This is a genomic window from Methylobacterium sp. 092160098-2 (genome assembly GCF_028920805.1).
Taxonomy (GTDB): Bacteria; Pseudomonadota; Alphaproteobacteria; order Rhizobiales; family Beijerinckiaceae; genus Methylobacterium; species Methylobacterium fujisawaense.
Genome location: NZ_JAQPZJ010000001.1, coordinates 5,188,626 through 5,212,218, shown reverse-complemented (window position 1 = coordinate 5,212,218; position 23,593 = coordinate 5,188,626). Strand labels below are relative to the sequence as shown.

Sequence of the window (23,593 nt, the reverse complement as noted above, 5' to 3'; positions counted from 1 at the left end):
CGTCTGGGTTCAGGTCGTCGCGCCGAGGAGCGGTAGCGCTCCGCGGGCGACGACATAGAGGCCGACCAGGATGACGAGGCCGGCGAAGGTGATGGTCAGGGCGCGCTTGTGCGCGGCGAGGCGCTTGCCGAGGCGGGCGCCCGCGACGCCGCCGAGCATGCCTCCGAGGATGAACAGGCCGGCGAGTGGCCAGTCGATCAGGCCGGAGGCGGCGTAGCTGGCCGCGGTGGCGGCGCCGAAGGCGCTGACCGCAACCAGCGAGGTGCCGATGGCCATCGGCAGGGGCATGGCCGTCGCCAGCATCAGGCCCGGCACGATCAGGAACCCTCCGCCGATGCCGAAGAAGCCGGAGAACAGGCCCACGGCGAAGCCGATGCCGAGCAGCCAGGGCAGGAGCACCGGGGCGCTCTGCTTGGTCAGGCGCACGTCCGGATCGCCCGCGCCGCGCCGCTTGCGCAGCATCATACCTCCGACGACGAGCATCACGACCCCGAACAGGGCCAGCAAGCTCTGCCCATCGACCGCCTTGGCCGCCGCCGAGCCGGCGAGCGCACCAAGGACACCGGCGAGCGAGAACACCGCCGCGCACCGCCCCTTCACCATCCCGGCGCGCCAATGCGGGACGAGGTTGCCCGCCGCACTGGCCGAAACCGCCAGGGCGCTCGTGCCGATGGCCACGTGAGGCGAGCTCACCCCGACCACGTAGGTCAGGAGCGGAACTGCCAGGATCGAGCCCCCTCCGCCAACGAGGCCGAGGATCACGCCGACGACAGCGCCCGAGCCCGTCGCGAGACCGGATGTCAGCAAGTTGGGCATCACGCGTCCGCTCCTTGCACCGCCGAGGACTTCGAGGCCGCCGAGGGCACAAGGCGGAACAGCAGCATGCCGACGACCATGGCGGCCACGAAAGTGGCGGCCTGGGCTGGAACGACCGTGAGGATGGTCAGCGCCGGCCCGGGGCAGAGGCCGGCAAGACCCCAGCCCACACCGAAGATCGCGGCACCGGTGATCAGGCGCGGATCGAGATCGCGCCGGGTCGGGATCTCCAACCGTGGCGCAAGCAGCGGCCGGCGCCTGCGCCTCGCGATCAAGTAGCCAGCGGCCGAGACCGCGACGGCGCCCGCCATGACGAGGGCAAGGCTCGGGTCCCAACGTCCGGTCACGTCGAGGAAAGCGAGGACCTTGGCCGGGTTAGCCATGCCGGAGACGAGCAGGCCGAGCCCGAATAGCAGGCCGACGGCAAAGGCGGAGGCGATCTTGGCCATGGCTCAGGCTCCGAGCAGGCGACGCGTGACGAGGACGGTCAGGATGGCGACGGCCATGAAGGTGCCCGTCGCGACGAGGGAGCGGGGTGAGCCGCGACCGATGCCGCAGACGCCATGGCCGCTGGTGCAGCCGGCCCCAAGGCGCGCGCCGAACCCGACGAGCAGGCCCGCGAACACTAGGAGCGGGAACGAGGTGGCGACCGTCACCGGCGGCAGGCTGCCTCCCAGGCCGGCATAGAGCAGCGGCGCCAGGACCAAGCCGGCCAGAAAGGCGATCCGCCAGCCGGTCTCTCGTGACGGCCGGGCGAGCAGCCCACCGAGGATGCCGCTGATGCCGGCCACGCGTCCGTTGAGGAGCAGGAACACGGCTGCGGAGGCGCCGATCATGAGGCCGCCGAGGGTAGCGCTGAGTGGCGTGAAGCCGTCCATGGTGATCTCTCCCGAGCTGCGGCAGCGGCAAACCCGTCGGCGCCGCATGATCCTCAGGCCACTTCCGCGGTTGTCGTTGGACGGGTGCCCCCCCCCGCACTCAACCGCAGCAGAATTAGATGATGCTTAATTAGATATTTCTAATCTAACGTCAAGAGGGAGATGGCCAATGATCCCCGGAACGGCGAAGCGGGTCCCGCTTCACACAGGCGCGCACGACAACCAGCGCATCGCCGCCGACCTCAATGCCAGTGTCCGCTGGCATGCCGAGCACCCGCAGGCCATCGGTCGCCGGATACGCGAGCTCGACGCGGAGTGGGACATCGAGCGGACACTGGAGGCCAATGCCGCGACGCTGGCGCTCACCGGAACCGTGCTGGGCATGACCGCCGACCGGCGCTGGCTCGCCCTGCCGCTGGCGGTGACAGCGTTCCTGCTCCAGCACGCCGTTCAGGGCTGGTGCCCGCCCTTGCCGGTGCTTCGGCGGCTCGGCTTCCGCACGGCCCGCGAGATTGAGGTCGAGCGCAACGCTCTGAAGGCGCTCCGGGGCGATTTCGGTCCCATCGGACCGGGCCCGGGCGACCACGACACTCGGGCGGGTCACGCGCTCATGGCGGCCAGGCTCTGATGGTAGGACGCCGGAACGGCCTCGCCCTCTCGCCGAGCTAAGGGTGGATGTAGTCGAACCCCATGCCCTGCAGGCGCGCCAACTCGGCGACGCCGCTCGGCACGATATCGTCCTCGCTCACGCCGTAGAGAGCGCCGCGGTCGATCTTCCGTTCCCTCAACGTGTTGGCGCAGACCAGGAACCTGACGCCCGCGGCCCGGAGGGCATCGATGCGTCCGGCAAGATCCTTGTTGTCCACGGCAGACTGGAGGAGCGCGACCCCGTCGCCGAGGCTCACCACGCGTATGTCGACATGCTCCTTGCCTACGGCCTCCACATGGTTGCGCAGATTGCCGAGCAGGCGCCTTAAGTAGGCGGTGCTGTCGGGGCCCTCTCCCACCGCTGTGGTAGACCACTTCTGGTCCGCGTAGTACCCGGCCGGCGCTGCCGAGCCGGCCGGGGCGGCGCCCGCTCCGAGGTCGCGAGCAGGACCGCGCGCATTCGGCTCCTAACGACGGTCGTCGTCGGGCTCTCCGTCGTCGGTCTGTGGCTCCGGAGCCTTCGGGTGGCCGGCGGACAGGCTGTCGAGCCGCGCGTGATCGAATCCGTCCTCCGGCTCCGGTCCGGCGGACGTGCCGCCGCCGACGCTGCCCGTCGTCTCCGGCCCGTCCCGGCGCGCGGCGTCGGGGGTGCCCCGCGACCCGAGCACCACGACTTTCGTGCCGATGGGCACGCGCCGATGCAGGTCGATGACGTCCTGGTTCAGCATGCGGATGCACCCGGAGGAGACCGCCTCGCCGATGCTCCATGGCTCCGTGGTGCCGTGGATGCGGTAGAGCGTGTCCTTGCCGTCCTTGAACAGGTAGAGCGCCCGGGCTCCGAGGGGGTTCCTATCCCCGCCCGGCATGCCGCCGGCCCAGCGCCGATTCCGTTCCGGGTCCCGGCGGATCATGTCGGGCGTCGGCGTCCAGCGCGGCCAGGCGGCCTTGCGGGCGATTGTCGCCTCGCCGGTGAATTCGAAACCCGCCTTGCCGACGCCGACCCCGTAGCGCATCGCCTTGCCGCCCTCCAGGACGAGGTAGAGGAACCGCCTGTAGGGATCGACCACGAGAGTGCCGGGCGGCTCCTTCGTGGGGAAGTCGACCATCTGACGGACGTTGCGGGCCTTGAGGTCGCGCGGATCGACCGCCTCGACCGGGAACGGCTCGTCCGTGATCGTCGCGTACCGGCGCACGGCATCCGGCGCGATGCGTGGCCCGGCCCCGGCGATACGGGCTGGCGCCCCCATCGAGGCCGTGCAGGCGCCGAGCGCCGCGGCGAGCGCAATCAATGCCGGGAGACGCAAGGGCCGCCGCATCACGAGCGGCCCCTGGCGCGCGCCTGGGTCACAGCCTGCTTGAATCCGTCATAGTCGAGCGCCGCGGCCACCTTCAGCGGGCCGATCAGGAAGACCGGCGTGCCCTGCAGGCCGAGAGCATCGGCCTGGTCCAGGTTGCGCTGGAGCAGAGCGGCGATCTCAGCGTGATGGGATTTCCGGTCCTCGTCCAGGCGGGCCATGTCGACGCCCGCGGCGGACACGGCTTCCAGCATCCGCTCCTTCGGGATCTTATGGCCCGGAATGGCCATGAGCGCCCGGTGCACCGCGTCGTAGCGGCCCTGGTACTTCGCCGCGAGGGCGAGCTGGGCACCGTAGACGGAGGCATCTCCGAGGATCGGCCAGTCCTTGTGGACGAGGCGGATCCGTCCGTCCGCTTTCACCAGCCGGAGGAGGTCGGGCTCGGACTTCTTGCAGAACGGGCAATTGTAATCGAGGAAGGCGACGATGGTCAGGTCGCCCTTCGCGTTGCCGGAGACAGGCGCCTCGGGGTCGTTGAGGATGGCATTCGCGTCGATGCCTTCGGCGAGGGCTTGGCTCATCCCCGGCGGTGCCAGAAGGGTCGGCGCGAGCGCGGCAGCGGGCAGAAGGGCGAGCAGGGTCCTGCGGTCCATGACGGTCTCCGTGGGGTTGTCGAAGGGGGCTGGCTCAGGCGCCGACCAGGGCGAGGCGACGGGTCAGGGCCTCGACCGTGAGCTCGCCCTCGGTGCGACCCTCCCGCACCTCGCCACCGTCGGGGCGCATCAGGATGAGGGTCGGCGGTCCGACGACTTCGAAGCGCCGCATCAGGGCACGCGTGTCGGCGTCGTCGCGGGTGACATCGGCCCGGATGACCGAGACGGCCTTGAGCCTCTCACGGATTCCGGCATCGGCCAGGACCGTCCGCTCATTCGTCCTGCAGACGGTGCACCAGTCGGCGGCGAACTCCACGAGCACCGGCTTCCCCTCGGCGCGTGCGGCCTGGAGGGCGGTCTCGAACGCGGGCACGGAGGACACCGTGCGGGCCGCGATGGCCCGGTCCACCTGCGGCGAGCCGAAGCCGGCGAACGGCCGCAGGGGGTCGGTCCCGCCAGCCGCGGCGCCGACGATCAGGGCGCAGCCGTAAGCGACGGCCGCGATCCCCGCCGTTCTGCCGATACGCGCCGGGATGCCGCCCGTCGCCATCGCGGCGACCGACAGCCCGAAGCCGATGGCGAGCGCCCCCCAGGGCAGGAGCGACAGTCCGTCCGGCAGCAGACGGGTGATCAGCGAGACCGCCAGCGCCAGGAAGACGAAGCCGAACGCGTGCTTGGCCCGCACCAGCCACGGGCCGGATCGCGGCAGGATGCCGGCGCCGAACGTGCCGACGAGCATCAGCGGGGCGCCCATCCCGAGGCCGAGGGCGAAGAGGGCCAGCGCGCCGCGCAGGACGTCGCCGGTCTGGGCGACGTACAGGAGCGCGGCCGCGAGCGGAGGCGTCACGCAAGGCCCGACGACGAGGGCCGAGCTGAAGCCGAGAAGCGCGGCGCCCACGACCGATCCTCCCTCCGCCGCCGGAGCGGCGCCGAACCGGTCCCGCCACCAGCGCGGTGCCTGGAGGTCGAATAGACCGAACATCGACAGGGCGAGTGCGGCGAAAGCGGCGGCCATGAGGCCGAGGGCCGGGGGTGTCTGGAGGGCGACCTGCAGGTTGCGACCCAGCCATGCCGCCGCGACGCCGAGGCTAGCATAGGCTACCGCCATGGCGAGGACGTAGCTCCCGGACAACACGAGCCCCCGCCCTGGCGTGAGCGCTTGGCCGGAGCGGACCAGCATGCCCGACAGGATCGGCACCATCGGCAGCACGCAGGGGGTGAACGCCAGGAGGAGGCCGAGCCCGAACATCCCCATTAGGACGCCGGTCAGGTTGCCGACGAGGAAGATGGCAGGTCCGGCGGGAAAGACGCCCGGGCGCGAGGCCGTCGTGGCCGTCCCGCCGGGAGGCTCGGCGGCACGGACGGCTTCGCCGCCTGAGGGTGCATCGGCGTTTGCAAGGGCGGCGAGGTCCAGTCGCTTTGTGACCGGCGGGTAGCAGATGCCCCGCTCGGCGCAGCCCTGGAAGGTGACCCGAACCTCCCGCAGGCTGGCGAGCGCCGCGCCGGGCACGATGGCCTCGGCCGAGCCGTGATAGACTTCCGTGGGCCCGAAATTCGGATCGTCCTTGGTCTCGCCCGGCGCGGTGCTGACGGGAAGCTCAAGGCCGGCCCTGGCTTCTGCCCCGATCTTGTCCCGGTAGAGGTAAGTGCCGGGAGGAATGGTCCAATGCAGGCGGAGCGAGAGGTCAGCGTCGCGGGTGGCGGTGAGAGTGAAAGGCGTCCGCCGGGCGGACTGTTCCTGACACTGCCCCGGCGACCAGAGGGCCGCGACTGTCCAGACGAGGATGGCGAGACCAATGTGGGCGAAAAGGTTCGGCATGAGCGGGCGGGGTCCGGGATCGGATCGGTCCGCCGCGGGTCGGAAGCGCAGCTTAAGCCAGGCTTAAGCCAAGCTCGGAGGGTGCCGGACAGCCAGGGAGACATGCATGCGCATTCTCGTCGTCGAGGACGACCACATCATCTCGGACGGCCTCCGGGCCGGCCTCGCCATGAGCGGCGCGACGGTCGACTGCGTCGCCACGTGCGCCGACGCCGATGCCGCCCTCGCGGCGAGCCGGTTCGGTGCCGTTGTCCTGGACCTGATGCTGCCGGACGGTTCCGGCCTGGACGTGCTGCGCAGCCTGCGCGGCCGCGGTGACCGAACACCCGTCCTCCTGCTGACGGCCCGGGACGCCGTGGCGGACCGGATCGCGGGGCTCGATGGTGGAGCTGACGACTACCTCAGCAAGCCCTTCGATCTCGACGAGCTCTCCGCCCGGATCCGCGCCGTCGTGCGGCGGGCCTCGGGACGAGCGGCGGCGAGCCTGGAGCACGGCGGCATTAGGCTCGACCCCGGCACCCTGACCGTCACGGTCGACGGGGCGACGGTCACCGTCTCCCGGCGCGAGTTCATGGTGCTGGCGGCCCTCATGGAACGGCCGAGCGTGCTGCGCTCGAAGTCCGAACTGGAGGACCGGCTCTACGGCTGGCAGGAGGAGATCGAGAGCAACGCGGTCGAGGTCCACATCCACAACCTGCGCGCCAAGATCGGCAAACACGCCATCGAGACGGTTCGCGGCCTCGGCTATCGCATGAGGGCCGTCGCATGATGTCGCTGCGCGTCAGGCTCTTCGCCATCCTCCTGCTCGCGACCGGCCTGATCTGGCTGAGCGCCATGGCGTGGATCTACCTGGGCTCCCGGCGCGAGGTGGAACGAGTTCTCGACAACCGCCTCCAGGAAGCCGCGCGCATGGTCAGCTCGCTGGTCGGTGCGGTGGGCGGCCCGGATTCGGACGGGACACCGCGCACGTTCCAGGCCCCGATGTCCTACGAACGGCAGCTCTCCTGCCAGATCTGGTCCATCGACGGTCGGATGGTGGCACGGTCTAGCGGCGCCCCCGAGCGGCGCCTGAGCGATGCGCCGGCGGGCTTCTCAGAGCGCGAGGTGGATGGCGAGACCTGGCGGGTCTTCACCGTCGAGGAGCCCGAGAACGGGGTCCGCGTCATGGTGGGCGACCGCCTCGGCTTGCGTGAGCGCCTCGTCACGGACCTCATCATGGGCCTGCTCGCGCCGGCCCTCCTCATCGTCCCTCTGCTCGGCTTGCTGATCTGGGTGAGCCTGGGGCGTGGCCTCCGCCCCTTGCGGCTGATGGCCCGAAACCTGGCGGCACGGGACGCCGACGACATGAGCCCCATCGACGCCGCACGGGCGCCGGCCGAGGTGCGCCCGCTGGCGGCCGCCCTCAACGGGTTGTTCCTCAAGGTCGAAGCGGCCCGTCGTCACGAGCGGGACGTGACAGCCTTCGCGGCGCACGAGCTGCGTACGCCGCTGACCGGCCTCAAGACCCAGGCCCAGGTGGCGCTGGCGGCCAAGGACCCGGACGTCACGCGGGCCGCGCTCCGCCAGATCATGGCAGCGGTGGACCGGAGCACGCACCTCGTGCGCCAGCTCCTCGACGCCGCCCGGCTCGACGCCGCCACGGAAGCCCGGCCGCTGACGGATGTCGAGCTGGGCGCGCTGGTCGCCGAGACCGTGAGGACCATGCGGACGCCGCCCGGCATCCGGACCGTCATCGATCCCGAGCTGCGGGGCTTCACGATGCGCGCCGACCCGGAGAGCCTGCGCCTGGCTGTCCGAAACCTGCACGAGAATGCCGTGCAGCACATGGAGACCGGGACGATCGAGTGGGGACGGCGGCCGGCGGGTGGAGGCGTCTTCGTGCGTGACGAGGGTCCCGGCATTCCGGACGAGGAACTGCCGCACGTGACGAAGCGCTTCTTCCGGGGACGCCACAAGAGTGCGACGGGGAGCGGTCTCGGGCTGGCCATCGTGGAGATGGCGTCCCGCCGGAGCGGGCTGAGCCTTCATCTTCGCAATCGCTCTGACCGGCCGGGGCTCGAAGCGGAGATCCTTCGCGGCTGAGCGCACTCAGCCGAGGTCCGGACAGAAGATGTCCTTCAACGTCGCGAGCACGCGCGCGGCCCGGGGATCCTCCAGCCGGTAGTACAGCGTCTGGCCCTCGCGCCGGAACGCCACGAGCCCGTCTTCGCGAAGCTTGGCGAGATGCTGCGACAGGGCCGACTGGCTGAGGTCAACCGCCTCGGCGAGACTCGTCACGTCCATCTCGCCGCGCGCGATCAGCAGGCAGAGGATGAGTAGGCGCTTCTCGTTGGCGAGCAGGCGCAGCAGCCGCGCCGCATCGGCCGTCTTGTCTTGGAGGTGCAGCAGGTCGGAGGGCGTCACGGCATCCACGCGGGCATGTCCCATAAATTAGCATTGACTTATTTAGAGTAATCTAACATATAAGGCCAGCGACGCTCTATTGCCCCTGGTAGCTCGAAAGGAGAACGAACGCCCCTCGACGAGTGCCCTTCACGGCGAGCCAACCGCCTGAACCTCGCGAAGGAAACTCTGGCCGCCCTAAGAGCCTGCTGTCCTCGAATCAGGTGACCGCTCGGGCAAGCCGGGCCGCCTCTCGCTGCGTGAAGAGGAATAGCGTCAGTCACCCGCCCATCTGCGTCGAGCCGAAGCGCACCCAAGCGTGAGCGGTGCTTCGTTCATCCAAATGGATCACTTCCTATGACCCTGCCCCTCACCATTGCCACTGTCGTCATCGTTGGCGGTGGTGCTGGCGGCCTTGCGACTGCCGCGAGCCTGCTTCGGCGCCGACCCGATCTCAACGTCACCGTGATCGAGCCGCGTGACACCCACTACTATCAGCCTGGCTGGACCTTGGTCGGCGGCGGCATTTTCGACCAAGCCAAGACTGCTCGGGCGATGGCATCGACCCTTCCTACTGGCGCCAAGTGGCATCAAGCGGCGGTTGCCGGGTTTGAGCCGGCGCTGAACCGGCTCAGCCTGACGGACGGAACGCGCATTGGCTATGACGCCCTCGTGGTCGCGCCAGGCATCGAACTCAACTGGGATGGGATTGAGGGCCTGCGGGACACCTTGGGCCAGAACGGTGTCACGTCGAACTATGCGTTTGATTTGGCTCCCTATACCGACCGGCTAGTGCGAGACCTTCGTGGAGGCCGGGCCTTGTTCACGCAGCCGCCGATGCCGATCAAGTGCGCGGGCGCTCCCCAGAAGGCCATGTATCTGTCCTGCGACCGCTGGCGCCGAGCTGGCCGCCTCGAAGACATCGATGTGGAGTTCCATTCTGCCGGCGCCACCCTGTTCGGGGTCGAGCACTTCGTACCGTCCCTCATGCGCTACATCGAGCGCTATGGGATCGATCTGAACCTGACATCGACCCTGACGGCGGTAGATGGTGAGGCCAAGCGAGCCCGATTCTCCACGAAGGATGCCGACGGCACTCTCCGTATCGTCGAGCGCGATTTCAAGATGCTGCACGTCTGTCCGCCTCAGCGGGCGCCAGGCATCATTCGAGAGAGCGAACTGGCGGATTCGGCCGGCTGGGTCGAGGTCGATCCCGGCACTCTCCGTCACCGTCGATTTGGCAATATCTTCGGCTTGGGCGACGCCTGCTCGGCTCCGAACGCGAAGACGGCGGCCGCGGTGCGCAAGCAGGCGCCGGTTGTGGCAGAGAACCTGCTCGCCACCCTCGACGGTCGCGCTCCTGCCGCCATCTATGACGGCTATGGGTCCTGTCCTCTCACCGTTGAGCGCGGGCGGGTAGTGCTCGCCGAGTTCGGCTACGGAGGCAAGCTGATGCCGAGCTTCCCCGCATGGCTGATCGACGGGACGAAGCCGAGCCATTTGGCGTGGTTCCTGAAGGAGCGGATGCTGCCGCCGATCTACTGGAAGGCCATGTTGAAGGGCCGCGAGTGGCTGGCGAAGCCCCGCAAGGCCGAGGAAGCTGCCTGAAGCTGCTCTCCCTCGCAGTCGAGGCAATCCAGAGCGGCGCCCCGGGCTGCATGCTCCACGTCACTGGGGCGCCTCGCGTTTCCCTCGCTTGCGACGGAGAGAGCCCTGATGAAGGACATAGTGGGAATGTGTCGCCGTGCGCGGCCTGAGCGGCGACGCGAGGGACCGGCGCCCGGTGCCTCGCATACCCGTCGATGCTCCCGACCGAGGGCTGACGCGAAGGGGATGTCGCGCTTCCTGGCTGAACAGAGAACGAAGAAGGCGCCGATGGATCCAGCCGAAACAAGACGTGACGCGGTACTTCCCGGCGCCCTGCTTCTCGTCAATGCCGACAGACAAGGGGCGATGATGCTCGCCGAGGCTCTCCAATCGCGCGGGTATCCCGTCACGACCTATGAGAGGCTTCCCGAGACCCTCGACGACCTATCGGCCCCGATCCCTTCGGCGGCGGTCCTGGACTACAGCAGTCTCGCGGGAGAAGCCGCCTGCGCAGTTCGCGCCCTTCGCGCACTCAGTCCGGACATTCGGATCATCCTCCTGTCGCATATCGCCTCGTTGTCAGGCGCCGTCGCCTGCATCAAGGCAGGTGCCGACGAGTTCCTGACCCAACCGGTTTCGGCCGACGAGATCGATACCCTGGTACGGACAGGGTATGGCTCGGCGCCGCTGCCTAGCGTGACGAGCCTAGCGGAAGCGGCCCGCCTGCACGCGCACGCAACCTTGCGGGGCGTCGAGAACAACCTGCCCGCGGCCGCGCGCTTGCTGAGGGTCAGGCCCCTTACCCTGCGGCGCCTTCTCGACCTGCCGGAGCCCGCCAGCGCCGATCTCGCCAGGCGCAGGCCCTGTTCGGCAGGCGATCCGCGTTGAGGCGCGCCACCACCTTATCGCTCGCCACCTTCTATCGGCTCCGCCCGACGGTGGGACCGCCGCCAGCTGGCTGGCTCGTCGAAGACGCCGGCCCACAGGCCGACCCGCAGGCCCCACGCGACGCCTTCCGTCGCCGCATAAGCCCCGGTGACGTCGCGGAGCGCGAGCGCATGCCCCTGCGCCACCATCCACGCCGAGAGGTCGGTCTCGCCAACGTGGCAGACCGCCGTCAGTCGGTCCTGCGTAGCACCGCCCTGCGGCGTGCAGGACACCGGTGTCGTTCCGATCCGCTGCCGAAGCGCGCCGGCCGCTGTCTGCCCGCACCGGTATTGGCTGCCATCGGCCCGCGCGCAGACCTGTTCGGCCTCGGGGGCGTCGATGCCATACAGATCGATGCGGCGGCCCTGCAGCTCAAGCGTGTCCCCGTCCAGAACCTTCGCGGCTCCGGTCAGGGTATCGCCGGCACAGGCGGGGGCGGCGGTCAGCAGGATCGCGCCAACCCAACGCAGCCTGGCGTCTCGTCCCCACATCCGGCTCATCGCGAGTGCGCGCTTCGGTACGGCCACGCTATCGGGGCCTTTTCAGCAGCCGCGCGATTCCCGCCGCGAGCGCGTCATCGGAGATCGCCCCCGTATGCATATCCGCGAGGGTCCCGTCGGCACGCAGGAACAGGGTCAGCGGGATGCCGCGGGTGCCGTAATGGCGAGGAACCTCCATGCCCCTGTCCAGAAGCACATGCGCGAGCGAGAGCTTGCTCGCGGCGAGGTACGCGCGAACCCGGTCGGCGCTTTCGCCCTGGTTGACGAAGACGAAGGCGACCGCCGACTCGGCGGCGGCGGCCTGAGCGAGCGACGGCATCTCGCTCCGGCACGGGGGGCACCACGTCGCCCAGATGTTGACGACCGCAGGACGGCCGCGCAGGTCGCTGATGGCGAGCGGCTCCCCTTCGAGCTGCTCGAACAGCGTGTCGGGCGCGGCTTGGCCGAGCGTCGCCGCGGTGAGAAGGCTGATCACCCGCCAGACGAGTAGTCCGCCACCGGCGGCCGCTGTGCCGGCCGCCACGGAACGCAACGAACGCAGGTAGATGGCGCTGACCGGCGCGAGCCCGAGAAGCCCGGCGCCGGGCTGAAAGCCGCCTTGCCACACCGCCAGCGCACGCCAGGGCGCTGGCGCGAAGGACGGCCAGTTCTCCCAAACATAGCCGAGCCGCGCGGTTGCGAGGGCCGCGACCACGGTCCACGCCGCCCAGGCATACAATCCCCGGCCGAACCGCGGAGCGAGGACCGACGCGGCCGCCAGGTACGCGCCGATGCCGGCCACAACCGCGAGACGTTCAGGGTCAAGGACCAACGGGCCGAGTGAGATCGCGTTCACGTCGCCTGGAGCTCACTGATCAAGGATGGATTTCGGCGAAGCCGTCTTGCTGCAGCTGCACCAGCCGAAGGTTGGCGCCCGAATTGACCAGCACGCCGGGAATAAGGTCGGCATTCACCCACCCGTTGTTCCGGGCCGTCTGGCCGCATTCCTCGAATCGAACACCCTGCTTCTGCAGATCCAGGATCTCGTCCTTGTACGGATTGCCCCGGTTGGTCTTCCGAGACTTGTTGTAGGCCGCATCATCCAGCAAGAGGTACCCGATTGCCCCGTGGAAGACGGCTATGATCTCCAGTTTCGCCCCGGACGCTCGATAGTTTTTCAGCATCAGTTGCATGTATGTTAGTCCAATCGACTGATCGCCGCTGAACGCGAGATGGTCCATGTTGAAGGCCACGCGACTGTCCCTGACCTTCACGGGAACGTCGATATGCAGCACGCTGGCATTGAGATCCTGTGCGAGGACTGGGGTAGAAAGCGGGATCGTGACGACAAGATGGATGCAGGCCATTGCGCAGGCGGCTAAGTTGCATTTCATGATCAGGTCCTTCGACGGGTGTGCGGATGTCGCAAGGTGGGGCGTTGTAGGCGAGGAATAGTTCAGCAAACCGGCTCGCCGCAGACGCGCCCCGCGGTGATGATCTTGGAAAGCGATTTCGGTCCCGGATAGCCGGTGATCCCGCTGTTCCCGAGCACGAAGGCCGGGGTTGCCGACAGGCCCAGATCGGCGGCGGACTGCATCTGCCGGTTGAGCATCGCCTTGACCTCGGCGCTCTCAGCCCGCTGACGAAGCAGCTCGCGATCCAGGCCGAGCTCGACGCCGATCCGCAGCGCGCGTTCGCCGTCGGCGGGTCCCGACATCGCCATCAGCCGTTGCTGGAGCGCGTATGCCAGGCTCGATCCCTTGAGGCTGAGCATCGCCAACGCGACCTTCGCCGACTCGACCGAGCGGGGCGAGAGGACAGCGTTGTTGATCAATCCCAGACGAAGATCGGGAGTCTGACGTAGAATCCGGTCGATGTCTTTGGCGGCGCCGCGGCAATAAGGACAGTTGTCGTCATAGAATTCGTAGAGCGTCAACGCGTCGTCGCGCGAGCCGGCCCAGATGATACTCGGAAGGCCGGCGAGCTCACCGGTCAGCTCGCCGGGCAATCTGGCGTTCCGGACCGGGCCGCCATCGTCGCCATGCAGGTCGTACCAGAAGTCGTCCGCCCAGGCAGAGGCATCGACGATGAGGGACCCCACCACGGCACCGAGGGCCAGCCGCAAAGTCTGTCGCCGGTTCGGAGGCAGCATGGAATTCACCCCTGGAACGCCTTATCATCGGGTCGCGACAGCCACCGCTCAGCCGGGTGACCGGGAGGGCTGGTCGCCGAAGCGCCGAGACGTCGAACGGGGCTCGGCCTGCAAGCTTAAGTGACGCTTAAGTGAGGAGAGGGACGGGGATGACCCAGGTGTAGTCCCCGTGCGCCATGCGCGTCAGGATTCGACCATCGCGAGGCGAGTGCGGGCACCTGGGTCCTGGGGTGCTGCCAGCGGTATCCTGAAGGGGTCGGTCGCACGGGGTTGCAGAGATGGGCCTCTCCCTGCCAAGCGACCGGTCGGATGTCATCGGCCCGCGGCGAAGGTGGCTGGCTGCCGCAGGTCGCCAAAGCAGCGGCCGCCTCGTCGCATCTGCCCACGCAGTCGGCGGGTGTTCCGCCGAAGGTCAGCCCGTTCTCCAGGATCGGATCGTCTTCCACGACGAGGAGCGCATAGGTATTGCCTCAAGACGACGCTATCAGGCCGTCTTAAGCTTGGCTTAAGCGGAGCGGTGAGGCTGGCGAGATGTCTTCCGACCTGGCCGGAAAGTAAAACCGAAGACGCGGGAGGGGTCGATGGGACTGAAAGGCGGGAAAGCCCGCATCGCTCTCGGAGGGCTGATGGTCCTTCTCGCTGCCAGTCCAGCTTGCGCCATCGACGGCGGCGAGATCGCGCGGAACGGCACGCAGACCGGCGCACCCGCCTGTGCCGCGTGTCACGGGGATGACGGGGGCGGGAGCATCGAAGGTGGCTTTCCCCGCCTCGCCGGCCTCTCTGTCGGCTATCTCACGCACGAACTCGACAGTTTCGGCGACGGTAGCCGGGAGAACGAGACGATGGGCGCCATCGCCCAGGCCCTGACGTCGGACGAGCGACGGGCGGTCGCCGCCTACTACGCCGGGCTCCCCGCACCGAAGGCGGCCGAGGCCTCTGCCCCGGACGGAGCCATATCTTCCCGCGGCCGAAATCTGGCGGAGACGGGCGATTGGTCGCGAGGAGTACCCGCCTGCGGACAATGCCATGGTCCGGCGGGACAGGGCGTCGGCGCCGCCTTCCCTGCGCTTGCCAGCCAGCCGGCCGCCTACCTCATGGCACAACTCTCCGCCTGGAAGACCGGAACACGCCACAACGATCCGCTCGGGCTGATGAAGGGGATCGCCGACAAGCTCAGCGACCAGGACGGGGCGGCCGTGTCCGCCTATTACGCCGCCCTACCGGCTTCACAGGTCGGAGACAGCCGATGAGCCTCACGAGACACGGCGCGGCGTCGCTGGCGACTGTCCTGGCCCTCGGACTTACCTTGGCCTTGCCGCAGATCGGCGCGGCAGGGGCCGATCGAGAGGGGGCTGTCCCCCCGTTCGTACCGCCGGCGGATTCGGCGATCCCCGATGACGACCTCGGCAAGGTCATCCGGCTCGGCGAGCACATTTTCCACGATACGCGCGACCAGGCTCCAGCCTTCGTGGGCAACGATTTGCGTTGCACGAACTGCCACCTTGACCGAGGCCGTCTCGGCCACTCGGCCCCTCTCTGGGCCGCCTACGTGACGTATCCGGCCTATCGCGCCAAGAACCGGCACGTGAACACCTTCGCCGAGCGGCTTCAGGGCTGCTTCCGCTACAGCATGAACGGCAAGGCGCCGCCGCTCGGCGATCCCGTTCTGGTCGCGCTGGAAAGCTACGCCGCCTTCCTCGCCCACGGCGCTCCCGTGGGGGTGAAGCTTCCGGGCCAAGGCTATCCGAAGCTGACCAAGCCGAAAGGCCTCGACATCCCCCACGGCCGGGAGGTCTACGCTGCGAAATGCGCACTGTGCCACGGGGAGAACGGCGCGGGCCAAGCGAGTTCTGACGGGACGATCGTCTTCCCGCCACTCTGGGGCGGCAGGTCCTACAACTGGGGTGCGGGGATGAGTTCCGTCGTCAACGCGGCGGGCTTCATCAAGACCAACATGCCCCTCGGCCAGGGCAACAGCCTGACCGATGCCGAAGCCTGGGACGTGGCGGCCTACATCGACAGCCGCGAGCGCCCGCAGGACCCACGCTTCACCGGCGACCTCGCCGCAACGCGCGCCGCCCATCACGACAGCCCCTACGATTTCTACGGGCAGACCGTGGACGGCGTGACGCTCGGCGCCCAGTCCTCGCCCGCTGGGACGGTGGCGCGCTGATCCGTCGTCGGGGTCAGACAGGAGGGACTAAGATGAATCCTGAACGCCGCACGCTTTTTGCCCTCGGTGCCGGTCTCGCGGCGGGGCTTGCCGAAGCCCGTTCCGCCACGACAGCCGGCGCCGCCGAATCGCCGGAGGGGGCGCGGACCTTGGGCGCGCTCTCGGAGTGCTTAGCGAAGGCGCCGCGGCGTCGCGAATTCAAGTCCGTTCCAATGATCCTTGACCGGCCCGACCTCTGGGATCACGAGGCCCTGTCGGCGGTGATTGCCTACCGGGGCGGCCCGCGGCAGGTCTGGGACAACACCGAGATCGGCGGGCCCTGGCTCAACCTGATGCGCAACGCCCTGAACAATCAGGTCTGGTCGTTCCGACACCCCGATTTCCTGGCGGCTTCGGCAACGCACGGCTCGGCCAACATTGCCCTCTACGACCAGGCGACGTGGGACAAGTATCAACTGACGAAGCTCGCTGGCGAGGCCTTCGCAATCAACACGCTGATCGTGGCCAAGAAGGCGGCGCAGGCAGATGCCGCCAGTTTCGAGGATCCGGCGGGCGTGTTCTCGCCGGAAAACAATTCCATCCCCGCGCTGATGGCCCGGGGCGTCGTGTTCCTTTCCTGCCACAACGCGATCTGGGAGCAGGCGGCCGCGCTCATCAAGCGCGACCTCAACCCCGACAAGCTGTCGCACGACGCACTGGCGGCAGAACTCACGAACCACCTGATCCCAGGCGTGGTGCTCACCCCCGGGGCCGTCGGCACGCTGCCCGAATTGCAGCAGGCTGGCTTCCATTACGCGAAGTGAGGCGCGCGATGCCTGGGACAGCCGTGCTGGCGCTCGTCGGGCTGCTAACCCTTGCCTGGGCCACGGAGGCATCGGCGACCAGGCGGCCGATACGCTCGTCGGAGGCGGTATACTTGGAAAACGCCTTCGCCCACGAACTTTGTTCCAGGGACGACCGGAGCTTGAAAGCGCTCAACCGCGCTCTGGCGCGTGGCTCCCGACCCAGGGCAGCTCAGGGTCGATATTCGCCGAAGCCGTAGCGGGCAAAGATCGCCTTGGCCTCGTCGCTCATGAGGAAGTCGAGCCAGAGCTTCGCCTCGGCGGGATGGATGGCGTCCTTGACCACCGCGCCGGCATAGATTCCCGTGGCATTCTGGTCGGCCGGAATGTCGACGCGTCCAGTCGGCAATCCAGCCTGTTCCTGGAAGATTGTTTCGGAGCGCCACGTCATGCCAGCCTCGGCGCGCCCGTGCATCAGCCAGACGGGCGTCTGCCGGTGATGCATTCTGGTCAGCAGGGTCGTGCCGTCAGCGACCTTGGTCTCGTAGACCGCCTTTACCAGTGCGTCACCGCCCGCCTTGGCTAATGCGGCCTTGATCTGGCGGGCCACGCCTTCGAATTCTGGGTTCGGCATGGCGAGCTTGAGGCCCGGCCGGGCGAGATCGGCCAGACCCTTCACCCCGGCCGGGTTGCCCTTGGGAACCATGATTGCGAGCTGGTTCGTGGCGTAGATCGTCGGAGGGCCGACGAGCTCGCCGGCCTCGATCAGACGCTTCACGGCCATGAGCCCCGAGAAATAGGCATCGGGCTTAGCCGTCCAGGTCATGTTGCCGACGGTAATGCGCCCGCCGGCCTTCATCTGCCGCGCGAGGAGCCCAGGCGGGATGGTCTCGTAATAGATGCGGCCCTTGAGATCGGTGTGTTTCGCCTCGAAGGCCGCCACCAGCGGTGCCATGGCAAAGAAGTAATTGCCGCCGACATAGAGCACGAGGCGAGCATTCGTAACATCGCCGTGGAAGTCGGCGAGGTTGTCGGCTTCCTTGACCGTAAATTCCAGGCCCTTGTCCTGGGCGGGGTTGTTGGCGCCATTCTGCCAGGGCGGTAACCGGTCGACAGAGAGTTCTGAAGCGTAGCCCGGCATCACTTGGACGCTCGTCGCGCACGCCATCGCAATCAGGGTGCGCCATCCTGCTGAGAGCATTGGTTCCTCCGTTGGCGGCTTCGCGCCGTCAGCGTCAAACGAAGGTCGATGCCTTGCCACGCCTCAAGACGATGGGACGATAAGGATCCGAACGGAAAAGTCCTTCGGCGGGTGTAGGGTGGAGCGCTGCAAGATGCCCCGCTGCTTTGCCATTGAACTCTCTGGAGGGGATGAAGTCTTCGAAAGTCGATGACGGCAACAAGGTCCGGTCGCCTCAGAAATCCAGCCTGTCCCGCACGGCTTCGATGCCGGCGGCGGCGCAGGCATCGTCCTTGTCGCCCCCCGGTGCGCCGGATACGCCCACCGCGCCGACGATGCCCCCGCCCGCCTCTATGGGCAGGCCGCCGGCCATGGCGACCACGTTCGGCAACCGACCGAGGCCGGCATCGAGGCGCTGCGTCGCGATGCCTTTGGCGAACTCCGCCGTGGTGCTGCGGAAGCTCAGTGCGGTGTAGGCCTTGGACGAGGCCGTGGTCGCCGAGGGCAGGCCGGCGAAGCGGTCGCGCAGCAGCACGAGCGGCGCACCGAACCGGTCCATCACCACGACCGCCACCTGAAGCCCGTCCTCCCGGCACCGCTTCAAGGCAGCCTGGGCGATCTCGAGGGCGATGTCGGGCGAGACCGACTTGTAGGTGACGAGGGCCTCCTCGGCCGCAGCCGGGCGGACGAGGAACAGGCTCGCGAGGGCGACGAAGACCGCGCGCCGGCTAATCACCTTACGGCCGTACATAGCTCCACCCCTGCTCCTGCCGCTCCATGATCTGCACCACACCGGATGGGACGATCGTCGCCTGCGGCAGCAGCGTGATCGGATGGCCCTCGGCCCTCTCCATGGCGGTCTTCGTGTTGTTGCAGGCCGAGAACTGGATCTTCGACGGGAAGCCGTAATCGGCGAAATGCGCGATCCGGTCGGCCACGGTGGACTTGTCGGCCCGGTACATGGCGAGGCCCGGCCCGAAGGCCACGATGTCGATCTCCACCTCCTCGTTCTTGGCGCGGTAGTAGTCGACGACGTTGGTGGCGTTGTTGAGCGTCAGGTTCATCGTGGCCGGGTCGGCCGTGTCCACCTGGAACACCACGCGGTGCTGCTTGCCCGCTTCGGCGGCTGAGACCGGGGTGGCGGCGAGCCCGGCCAGCAGGAGCAGGATCAGGCGTCGGGCGGGCTGTCGCATGGCGGATCCCCGGTCAGGGCCGGACCAGGATGTACCCGGCCTCGGCGAGCGTCATGAGTTGCACCACCCCAGCCTCGACCGGGATGGCGTGCGGGTTGAGCGCCGGCCGTTGCCCGGTCTCGCGGGCGATGGTCTCGACGGTGTTCAGGCACAGGTCGAAGCGCACGCCCTGCGACACGAGACTGTCGACCGCGCTCCTCCGGGGGCTCTCCGCCCGCAGGAGGTCGATACCGGGGCCGAAGGCGACCACCTCGATGGCGACCTTGTCCGGTCCGTAGGCCTTGAGCACGTTGTTGGCGACGCTGAGCACGAGGTCCTGCCGGTGCGGCTCGCGCTCGGAGAGCTGCAGGGCGAGGCGATGCTCGGCGAAGGCCGATACCTCCGGCGCCGGGCCGCCGCCGACGGTCCCGGCCGCTTGTGCCACGACCGGAGCCAGAGCTGCGCCGAGCAGCAGCCTGCGCGGGAGGCCGAACCGGCTCACGCCGCTCCGCCATAGCCGGGATTGCCCGCGACGCCACCGACCTCGACCGGCTTGTCGGCAGACAGGGTGGCCCTGCCCGAGCGCCCGAGATGGGCCTCCAGCACCTCCCAGACCGGCTTGCCCTCCTGCGTGTTCACCGATGCCCAGCCCGCCACCTTGTAGGTTCTGGCCGGATCGAGGGGAGCGCCGCCCGTGAGGGTGAGGTTCGAGAGTCGCTTGCCGCTCTCGGCCCCGGGCTCGCAGCGATAGCTCAGGCCGCCGACGCGGACCATGTCACCGCCCTGCTGATAATACGGATCCGGATTGAAGAGGTTGTCGCAGACATCCTCCAGGATCGAGCGGATCTGGGCGCCGGTCATCGGCTGGACGTAGACCTCCGAATAGGTCGTCGCGGTCTGGGCCAGCACGTCGGCGGCCGTGATCTCGCCGCCGGCGAGCGTCGTGGTGCCCCAGCGGAAGCCCGGCGAAAGGGAGATCTCCGCGTCAAGCTGCCCGCGCAGGGCGTCGCAGAGCAGGTGGTCCATCGTGCCGGTGAAGTTGCCCCGGCGGTAGAGCAGGCCGTCCGCGGTTGCGACGCGCCGCCCGAACGCGGCCGCGTGCGGGGCTTCGAGGGAGGCGATCAACGCTTCCATCTCGGCATCGGGCTTCAGAAGGTCGGCGAAGACCGGGAGCAGGCGGTAGCGGATGCCCCGCAGGGAGCCCGGGGCGAGATCGAGATCGACCACCGCCAGGAACTTGCCGTTCGAGCCGGCATTCGAGACCAGCGTCTTGCCGCCGGAATTCTCCACCGCGACCGGCTCGGGCACCGCGTCGTGGGTGTGGCCCCCGAGGATGAGGTCGATACCGGAGACGCGGCTCGCGAGCTTCAGATCGACATCCATGCCGTTGTGGGAGAGCAGCACCACGGCGTCGACCTTCTCCTTCCCCCGGAGGTCGTCCACCAGGGCCTGGAGTTCGTGGTCGCGGATGCCGAAGGTCCAGTCTGGCGTGAACCGCTTCGGATGGGCGATCGGCACGTAGGGGAAGGCCTGACCGATGATCGCCACGCGGCGGTCGCCGAACGCCTTCACGGTCGCCGGCTTGAACACCCGGCCGGACGCGGAATCGAAGGCCGGCGCCTCGTTGAAGGCCGCCTCCTCCGTGAGAAACACGTTCTGCGCCAGGAATTCGCCCTTGAACCGGTCGAGATTGGCCCGAAGCCCGTCCTGCCCGTAGGTGAACTCCCAGTGACCGGTCATGGCCTCGATGCCCAGGAGATTGGCAGCCTCGACCATGTCGGCGCCCTTGCGCGCATTCGAGAGGCCGCTGCCCTGCCACAGGTCGCCGCCGTCCACGAGCATGGCATGGCCGCCGGGAGCCTCGGCGCGCAGCCGGCCGACGAGGCTCCGCAGATGCGCGAAGCCGCCGAGCCGGCCGTAGCGCTTCGCCCCCGCCTCGAAGTCGAGATAGGTGAAGGCGTAGGCCTCGCGGCTGCCGGGGGCGATGCCGAACCGCTTCAGGAACGCCTCGCCGACGAGGTGGGGCGGGCGGCCGCGCATCGCACCGATGCCGATATTGACGCTCGGCTCCCTGAACAGGACCGGCCGCAGCTGGGCATGGGTGTCGGTCATGTGCAGGAGGCGGGCATTGCCGAACGGCTGCAACTCGTAGAGGCCGGCGCCCGTGTCCTGCGCGAGGGCGCGGCGCCAGAGGAACGGCAGTGCCAGGGCGGCGCCGCCGGCCTGGAGGAGTTGCCGCCGGCGCAGGCCGGGGCTCGATGCGTCGAGGTCGCGCGTCATCGGATCACCGCATCCTTCCAGGCGGTCTTCTCCCGCTCTGTCTGGTCGATGGAGGCGCGGGCCAGCGCCTCGGCTTCCTTCGCCTTGGCGAGGGCCTCGTCGGTGCGGCCCGCCTCGCTCGCGGCCTTCGCGGCGGCGAGGGCCGTCGCCGTGGCGGGCCACTGGTTCTTGTTGGCGGCGGCCTTGTCGGAGAGCGCCTTGGCCGCTGCATAGGCGTCGTTCGCTTCCTGCGCGCTCGCCGCCAGGGCGGCCGAGCCCGGGAGCAGAAGCAACACGAGGACCGCGCGCGCGAATGCCGAGATCATGCCGGGCCTCACGGACGCGCACCGGGGCCGGAGATCGGCAGCCCGTTGCTCATGAAGGAGAGGAAATAGTCGACGTCGCGATAGAGCGCGTCGTCGGGCGCCAGCGGGGTGCCGCGGACCTGGCTGTTGCAGGACATGTAGCGGCGGGTCGCCGTGCCCATCCCGCCCCATTCGGAGCGGTAGATCGGCAGGGCCGCGGTAATGCCGAGCGCCGGCGCCAGAACCTCGGCGCGGATGCGGCGGCCGGGATTCTGGACGTGGCAGCTCGCGCAGGAGAAGTTGAGCTGCCCCCGGCGGGTGTAGAAGTACTGCTTGCCGGCCTCGTAGGCCGCGAGCGCCCGCGGATCGTCCGGCACCGTGATGGCGAAGGCTTTTCCGCGCGAGGTGAACGCCATGTAGGCGGTCACGGCGGCCATGTCGTCCTTCACGTAGGAATAGGGTGTCTCACCGTTCTCGGTGAGACAGCGGTTGACCGCGTATTCGAGCGTGACGACCTCGCCGAGCTTGGCGTCGAAGCGCGGATAGGTCTGGCGCACGCCGATCCCGCCATTCTCAAAGCAGTCGGCGAAGGTCTTGCCGTTCTTGAACGGCGTCTCGAACAGTTCCTTGCCCTTTTCGACGGCGAAGTCATAGGGAGGAAACTCTTCTTTCTCCTCCCATTGCTTGCGCATGCCTTCGTCCATCGAGTACGGCCCGTTCACGAAGTCCGCGTGCTTCACGTTCGGGAATTTCTCGTAGAAATAGGCCTGGAACGCCTTCATATCGGCCTTCGGATCGACGGCGTCGGCGGCACGCGCCCCGGCGATGCCGCAGACGGCGAGGCCGAGGACCAGGGCGAGCCCGGCCGCGGGGGCGTGGCGGGCACTCATCCGATCTTGGCGACGGACGAATCCGTCTTGCCCAGATTATCGGTCCAGGTGACCTTGAGTTCGTCGCCCTTCTTGGCCCCGGAGAACTTGAACTTCAGGTACGGGTCCTTGGAGACTGCCGGCCCCCAGAAGGCGGTGAGCACCACCTTGCCGTCATGCTCGAAGGTGACGGTCTCGATGTAGTGCGGGGGGATCAGCTCCCCCTTGGCATCCTTCACGTAGCCGGAATCCATGGGATGCTGGATGAGCGACTGAACATCGGTCTGGTCGCCGCTGGCGGTCGCGCGCACGCGGATGGTTGATGGCATCTGTGTTCCTCCCGTCGTGTAGTCGTCGTCAGCCGCCGCAGCCGCCGACCGTGACCTTCACTTCCCTGGTCGCGCTGTAGAGCTTGCCTCCGGCCTCCACGACGGCGATGACCGGCGTGGTCTTGGCCATCTTCAGGCGGCTCGCCACGGTGGGCGGCGTGCCGGGCGCGAACTTGTACAGGGCAGCCAGCGCGCTCGGGTTCTCGGCGACGAGGATAGCGATCGCGGTCACGTCCGGCAGGTCGGTGCTGACCGACACCGGCACGACGGCACCGTTCTCGGCGATCTCGGGAGCGTCGAGCTTCACCTTGTCGGAAGCCGTCGCCGCCTGCCCGAACAGCGTCTTCACGGCGTCCGCCTCGCCCTTCTGCTTGAAGGCATCGGCGGGATAGGCGGCAGCGGTACTGGCCGAAGCCCGGAGCGGGAAACCGAAGCCGGTCGCCGCCAGAACGCTCCCGAGACCCGCCGCCCGGAGAACGAAGCGGCGGTCGAACAACTTGCTGTCATAGGCAGCCATGACGGCCTCCCTTTCAGTACGAATACAGGTACTCGACGACGGACCGGATCTCCCGGTCGGAGAGGAGCAGGTTCCGCCCGAACGGCGGCATCACCGTCGCCGGGTTGCGCAGGGTCTCGTCGCGGATGATCGCGACGACGTCCTCGCGGTTCGGGTAGCGCTCCTTCAGGCCCGCCAGGGACGGACCGATATTGCCCGGCAGGTCGCCGCCGGGAATCGCGTGGCAGGACAGGCAGTTGCCCCGGCCGCGGTCGAACGCGATGGCCTTCCCCTCGGCCGCATCGCCCTGCGCCAGGGCGGCTCCCGCCGGGGCGAGGATCAGGGCGGCGGCCAGGAGTGCCGTGACGGGATGCCGGCGCATGGAGGCCTCC

General features: G+C 68.5%; 29 protein-coding genes and 1 pseudogene. 8 read left to right on the top strand and 22 right to left on the bottom strand.

Annotation, left to right across the window (positions count from 1 at the left end; genetic code table 11):
• Positions 1 to 9 precede the first annotated feature (9 nt).
• The 3 genes from PQI07_RS24580 to PQI07_RS24570 are packed head-to-tail and all read right to left on the bottom strand — an operon-like array spanning position 10 to position 1,694.
• Positions 10 to 816 carry a sulfite exporter TauE/SafE family protein gene (locus PQI07_RS24580; protein WP_274927601.1) on the bottom strand — a complete coding sequence of 269 codons (807 nt, stop codon included), beginning with the start codon at positions 814 to 816 and terminating at the stop codon, positions 10 to 12.
• On the bottom strand, positions 816 to 1,265 hold the full coding sequence (locus PQI07_RS24575; RefSeq protein WP_053609869.1) for a DUF6691 family protein: 450 nt from the start codon (positions 1,263 to 1,265) through the stop codon (positions 816 to 818). The genes PQI07_RS24580 and PQI07_RS24575 overlap by 1 nt, the downstream gene beginning before the upstream one ends.
• Positions 1,266 to 1,268: 3 nt before the next feature.
• Positions 1,269 to 1,694 (bottom strand): YeeE/YedE family protein, encoded by a 426-nt coding sequence (locus PQI07_RS24570; protein WP_274927600.1) that lies wholly within the window; start codon positions 1,692 to 1,694, stop codon positions 1,269 to 1,271.
• Between the two features lie 169 nt (positions 1,695 to 1,863).
• On the opposite strand from PQI07_RS24570, the gene PQI07_RS24565 reads away from it, so the two are divergent.
• On the top strand, positions 1,864 to 2,322 hold the full coding sequence (locus tag PQI07_RS24565) for a DUF2892 domain-containing protein (RefSeq protein ID WP_007562657.1): 459 nt from the start codon (positions 1,864 to 1,866) through the stop codon (positions 2,320 to 2,322).
• Positions 2,323 to 2,359: 37 nt separating this feature from the next.
• Here PQI07_RS24565 and PQI07_RS24560 read toward each other — a convergent pair.
• The 4 genes and pseudogenes from PQI07_RS24560 to dsbD form a co-directional block, all read right to left on the bottom strand.
• Positions 2,360 to 2,802 (bottom strand): annotated as a pseudogene (locus tag PQI07_RS24560) (DsrE family protein).
• 7 nt (positions 2,803 to 2,809) lie between these two features.
• Positions 2,810 to 3,658: a L,D-transpeptidase gene (locus PQI07_RS24555; protein WP_274927599.1), complete on the bottom strand. Its 849-nt coding sequence runs from the start codon at positions 3,656 to 3,658 to the stop codon at positions 2,810 to 2,812.
• On the bottom strand, positions 3,658 to 4,290 hold the full coding sequence (locus PQI07_RS24550) for a DsbA family protein (RefSeq protein ID WP_274927598.1): 633 nt from the start codon (positions 4,288 to 4,290) through the stop codon (positions 3,658 to 3,660). Before PQI07_RS24550 ends, PQI07_RS24555 begins: the two co-directional genes overlap by 1 nt.
• 34 nt (positions 4,291 to 4,324) lie before the next feature.
• Positions 4,325 to 6,109 (bottom strand): protein-disulfide reductase DsbD, encoded by a 1,785-nt coding sequence (gene dsbD / locus PQI07_RS24545; RefSeq protein ID WP_274927597.1) that lies wholly within the window; start codon positions 6,107 to 6,109, stop codon positions 4,325 to 4,327.
• Positions 6,110 to 6,215: 106 nt separating this feature from the next.
• On the opposite strand from dsbD, the gene PQI07_RS24540 reads away from it, so the two are divergent.
• Positions 6,216 to 6,878 (top strand): response regulator, encoded by a 663-nt coding sequence (locus PQI07_RS24540; RefSeq protein WP_007562664.1) that lies wholly within the window; start codon positions 6,216 to 6,218, stop codon positions 6,876 to 6,878.
• Entirely contained in the window at positions 6,875 to 8,191 is a 1,317-nt protein-coding gene (locus tag PQI07_RS24535; RefSeq protein ID WP_274927596.1) for an ATP-binding protein, read from the top strand. The genes PQI07_RS24540 and PQI07_RS24535 overlap by 4 nt, the downstream gene beginning before the upstream one ends.
• Before the next feature lie 6 nt (positions 8,192 to 8,197).
• Here PQI07_RS24535 and PQI07_RS24530 read toward each other — a convergent pair whose 3' ends face one another.
• Entirely contained in the window at positions 8,198 to 8,521 is a 324-nt protein-coding gene (locus PQI07_RS24530) for an ArsR/SmtB family transcription factor (RefSeq protein WP_274927595.1), read from the bottom strand.
• A 327-nt stretch (positions 8,522 to 8,848) separates the two neighbouring features.
• Between PQI07_RS24530 and PQI07_RS24525 the strand changes: the two genes are divergently transcribed.
• Together PQI07_RS24525 and PQI07_RS24520 are read left to right on the top strand one after the other, a co-directional pair.
• Positions 8,849 to 10,099, top strand: coding sequence for an NAD(P)/FAD-dependent oxidoreductase (locus PQI07_RS24525; RefSeq protein ID WP_342462644.1), 1,251 nt, complete (start codon positions 8,849 to 8,851; stop codon positions 10,097 to 10,099).
• 225 nt (positions 10,100 to 10,324) lie between these two features.
• A complete protein-coding gene (locus PQI07_RS24520) occupies positions 10,325 to 10,966 on the top strand; it encodes a response regulator (RefSeq protein ID WP_274927594.1) in 642 nt (213 codons plus the stop codon).
• A 14-nt stretch (positions 10,967 to 10,980) separates the two neighbouring features.
• Here the strand turns inward: PQI07_RS24520 and PQI07_RS24515 are convergent, their stop codons facing one another.
• The 4 genes from PQI07_RS24515 to PQI07_RS24500 all read right to left on the bottom strand — a co-directional run bounded on the left by PQI07_RS24515 (position 10,981) and on the right by PQI07_RS24500 (position 13,636).
• Entirely contained in the window at positions 10,981 to 11,532 is a 552-nt protein-coding gene (locus PQI07_RS24515; RefSeq protein ID WP_274927593.1) for a thermonuclease family protein, read from the bottom strand.
• Between the two features lies 1 nt (position 11,533).
• On the bottom strand, positions 11,534 to 12,286 hold the full coding sequence (locus tag PQI07_RS24510; protein WP_274927592.1) for a TlpA family protein disulfide reductase: 753 nt from the start codon (positions 12,284 to 12,286) through the stop codon (positions 11,534 to 11,536).
• Between the two features lie 73 nt (positions 12,287 to 12,359).
• Complete coding sequence (locus PQI07_RS24505; RefSeq protein WP_274927591.1) at positions 12,360 to 12,878, bottom strand: DsrE family protein; 519 nt, start codon at positions 12,876 to 12,878, stop codon at positions 12,360 to 12,362.
• Between the two features lie 62 nt (positions 12,879 to 12,940).
• The gene (locus PQI07_RS24500; RefSeq protein WP_274927590.1) at positions 12,941 to 13,636 is read right to left on the bottom strand and encodes a DsbA family protein; all 696 of its coding nucleotides are present in this window, start codon (positions 13,634 to 13,636) and stop codon (positions 12,941 to 12,943) included.
• A 626-nt stretch (positions 13,637 to 14,262) separates the two neighbouring features.
• On the opposite strand from PQI07_RS24500, the gene PQI07_RS24495 reads away from it, so the two are divergent.
• From PQI07_RS24495 to tetH, 3 genes are read left to right on the top strand one after another with little or no spacing between them, the layout of a single operon-like run.
• Positions 14,263 to 14,886 carry a c-type cytochrome gene (locus PQI07_RS24495; protein WP_274927589.1) on the top strand — a complete coding sequence of 208 codons (624 nt, stop codon included), beginning with the start codon at positions 14,263 to 14,265 and terminating at the stop codon, positions 14,884 to 14,886.
• Positions 14,883 to 15,809, top strand: a complete 927-nt coding sequence (locus PQI07_RS24490) for a c-type cytochrome (RefSeq protein ID WP_274927588.1) — start codon at positions 14,883 to 14,885, stop codon at positions 15,807 to 15,809. Before PQI07_RS24495 ends, PQI07_RS24490 begins: the two co-directional genes overlap by 4 nt.
• Positions 15,810 to 15,841: 32 nt before the next feature.
• Positions 15,842 to 16,612, top strand: coding sequence for a thiosulfate dehydrogenase (tetH, locus tag PQI07_RS24485; RefSeq protein ID WP_274927587.1), 771 nt, complete (start codon positions 15,842 to 15,844; stop codon positions 16,610 to 16,612).
• A 211-nt stretch (positions 16,613 to 16,823) separates the two neighbouring features.
• Here tetH and PQI07_RS24480 read toward each other — a convergent pair whose 3' ends face one another.
• The 10 genes from PQI07_RS24480 to soxX form a co-directional block, all read right to left on the bottom strand.
• Positions 16,824 to 17,732 (bottom strand): molybdate ABC transporter substrate-binding protein, encoded by a 909-nt coding sequence (locus PQI07_RS24480; protein ID WP_274927766.1) that lies wholly within the window; start codon positions 17,730 to 17,732, stop codon positions 16,824 to 16,826.
• A gap of 274 nt (positions 17,733 to 18,006) precedes the next feature.
• Complete coding sequence (locus tag PQI07_RS24475) at positions 18,007 to 18,522, bottom strand: GlcG/HbpS family heme-binding protein (protein ID WP_274927586.1); 516 nt, start codon at positions 18,520 to 18,522, stop codon at positions 18,007 to 18,009.
• The gene (locus PQI07_RS24470) at positions 18,509 to 18,964 is read right to left on the bottom strand and encodes a DsrE family protein (protein WP_274927585.1); all 456 of its coding nucleotides are present in this window, start codon (positions 18,962 to 18,964) and stop codon (positions 18,509 to 18,511) included. Before PQI07_RS24470 ends, PQI07_RS24475 begins: the two co-directional genes overlap by 14 nt.
• A 13-nt stretch (positions 18,965 to 18,977) precedes the next feature.
• Positions 18,978 to 19,445, bottom strand: a complete 468-nt coding sequence (locus tag PQI07_RS24465) for a DsrE family protein (RefSeq protein WP_274927584.1) — start codon at positions 19,443 to 19,445, stop codon at positions 18,978 to 18,980.
• On the bottom strand, positions 19,442 to 21,223 hold the full coding sequence (gene soxB / locus PQI07_RS24460) for a thiosulfohydrolase SoxB (protein WP_274927583.1): 1,782 nt from the start codon (positions 21,221 to 21,223) through the stop codon (positions 19,442 to 19,444). Before soxB ends, PQI07_RS24465 begins: the two co-directional genes overlap by 4 nt.
• Positions 21,220 to 21,528 (bottom strand): hypothetical protein, encoded by a 309-nt coding sequence (locus PQI07_RS24455; protein ID WP_274927582.1) that lies wholly within the window; start codon positions 21,526 to 21,528, stop codon positions 21,220 to 21,222. The genes soxB and PQI07_RS24455 overlap by 4 nt, the downstream gene beginning before the upstream one ends.
• A gap of 8 nt (positions 21,529 to 21,536) precedes the next feature.
• Positions 21,537 to 22,397 (bottom strand): sulfur oxidation c-type cytochrome SoxA, encoded by an 861-nt coding sequence (gene soxA, locus PQI07_RS24450; RefSeq protein ID WP_274927581.1) that lies wholly within the window; start codon positions 22,395 to 22,397, stop codon positions 21,537 to 21,539.
• A complete protein-coding gene (gene soxZ / locus PQI07_RS24445; RefSeq protein ID WP_007562704.1) occupies positions 22,394 to 22,705 on the bottom strand; it encodes a thiosulfate oxidation carrier complex protein SoxZ in 312 nt (103 codons plus the stop codon). The genes soxA and soxZ overlap by 4 nt, the downstream gene beginning before the upstream one ends.
• 28 nt (positions 22,706 to 22,733) lie before the next feature.
• Complete coding sequence (gene soxY / locus PQI07_RS24440; RefSeq protein WP_274927580.1) at positions 22,734 to 23,222, bottom strand: thiosulfate oxidation carrier protein SoxY; 489 nt, start codon at positions 23,220 to 23,222, stop codon at positions 22,734 to 22,736.
• Between the two features lie 13 nt (positions 23,223 to 23,235).
• Positions 23,236 to 23,583, bottom strand: a complete 348-nt coding sequence (soxX, locus tag PQI07_RS24435) for a sulfur oxidation c-type cytochrome SoxX (RefSeq protein WP_007562708.1) — start codon at positions 23,581 to 23,583, stop codon at positions 23,236 to 23,238.
• Positions 23,584 to 23,593: the final 10 nt, after the last annotated feature.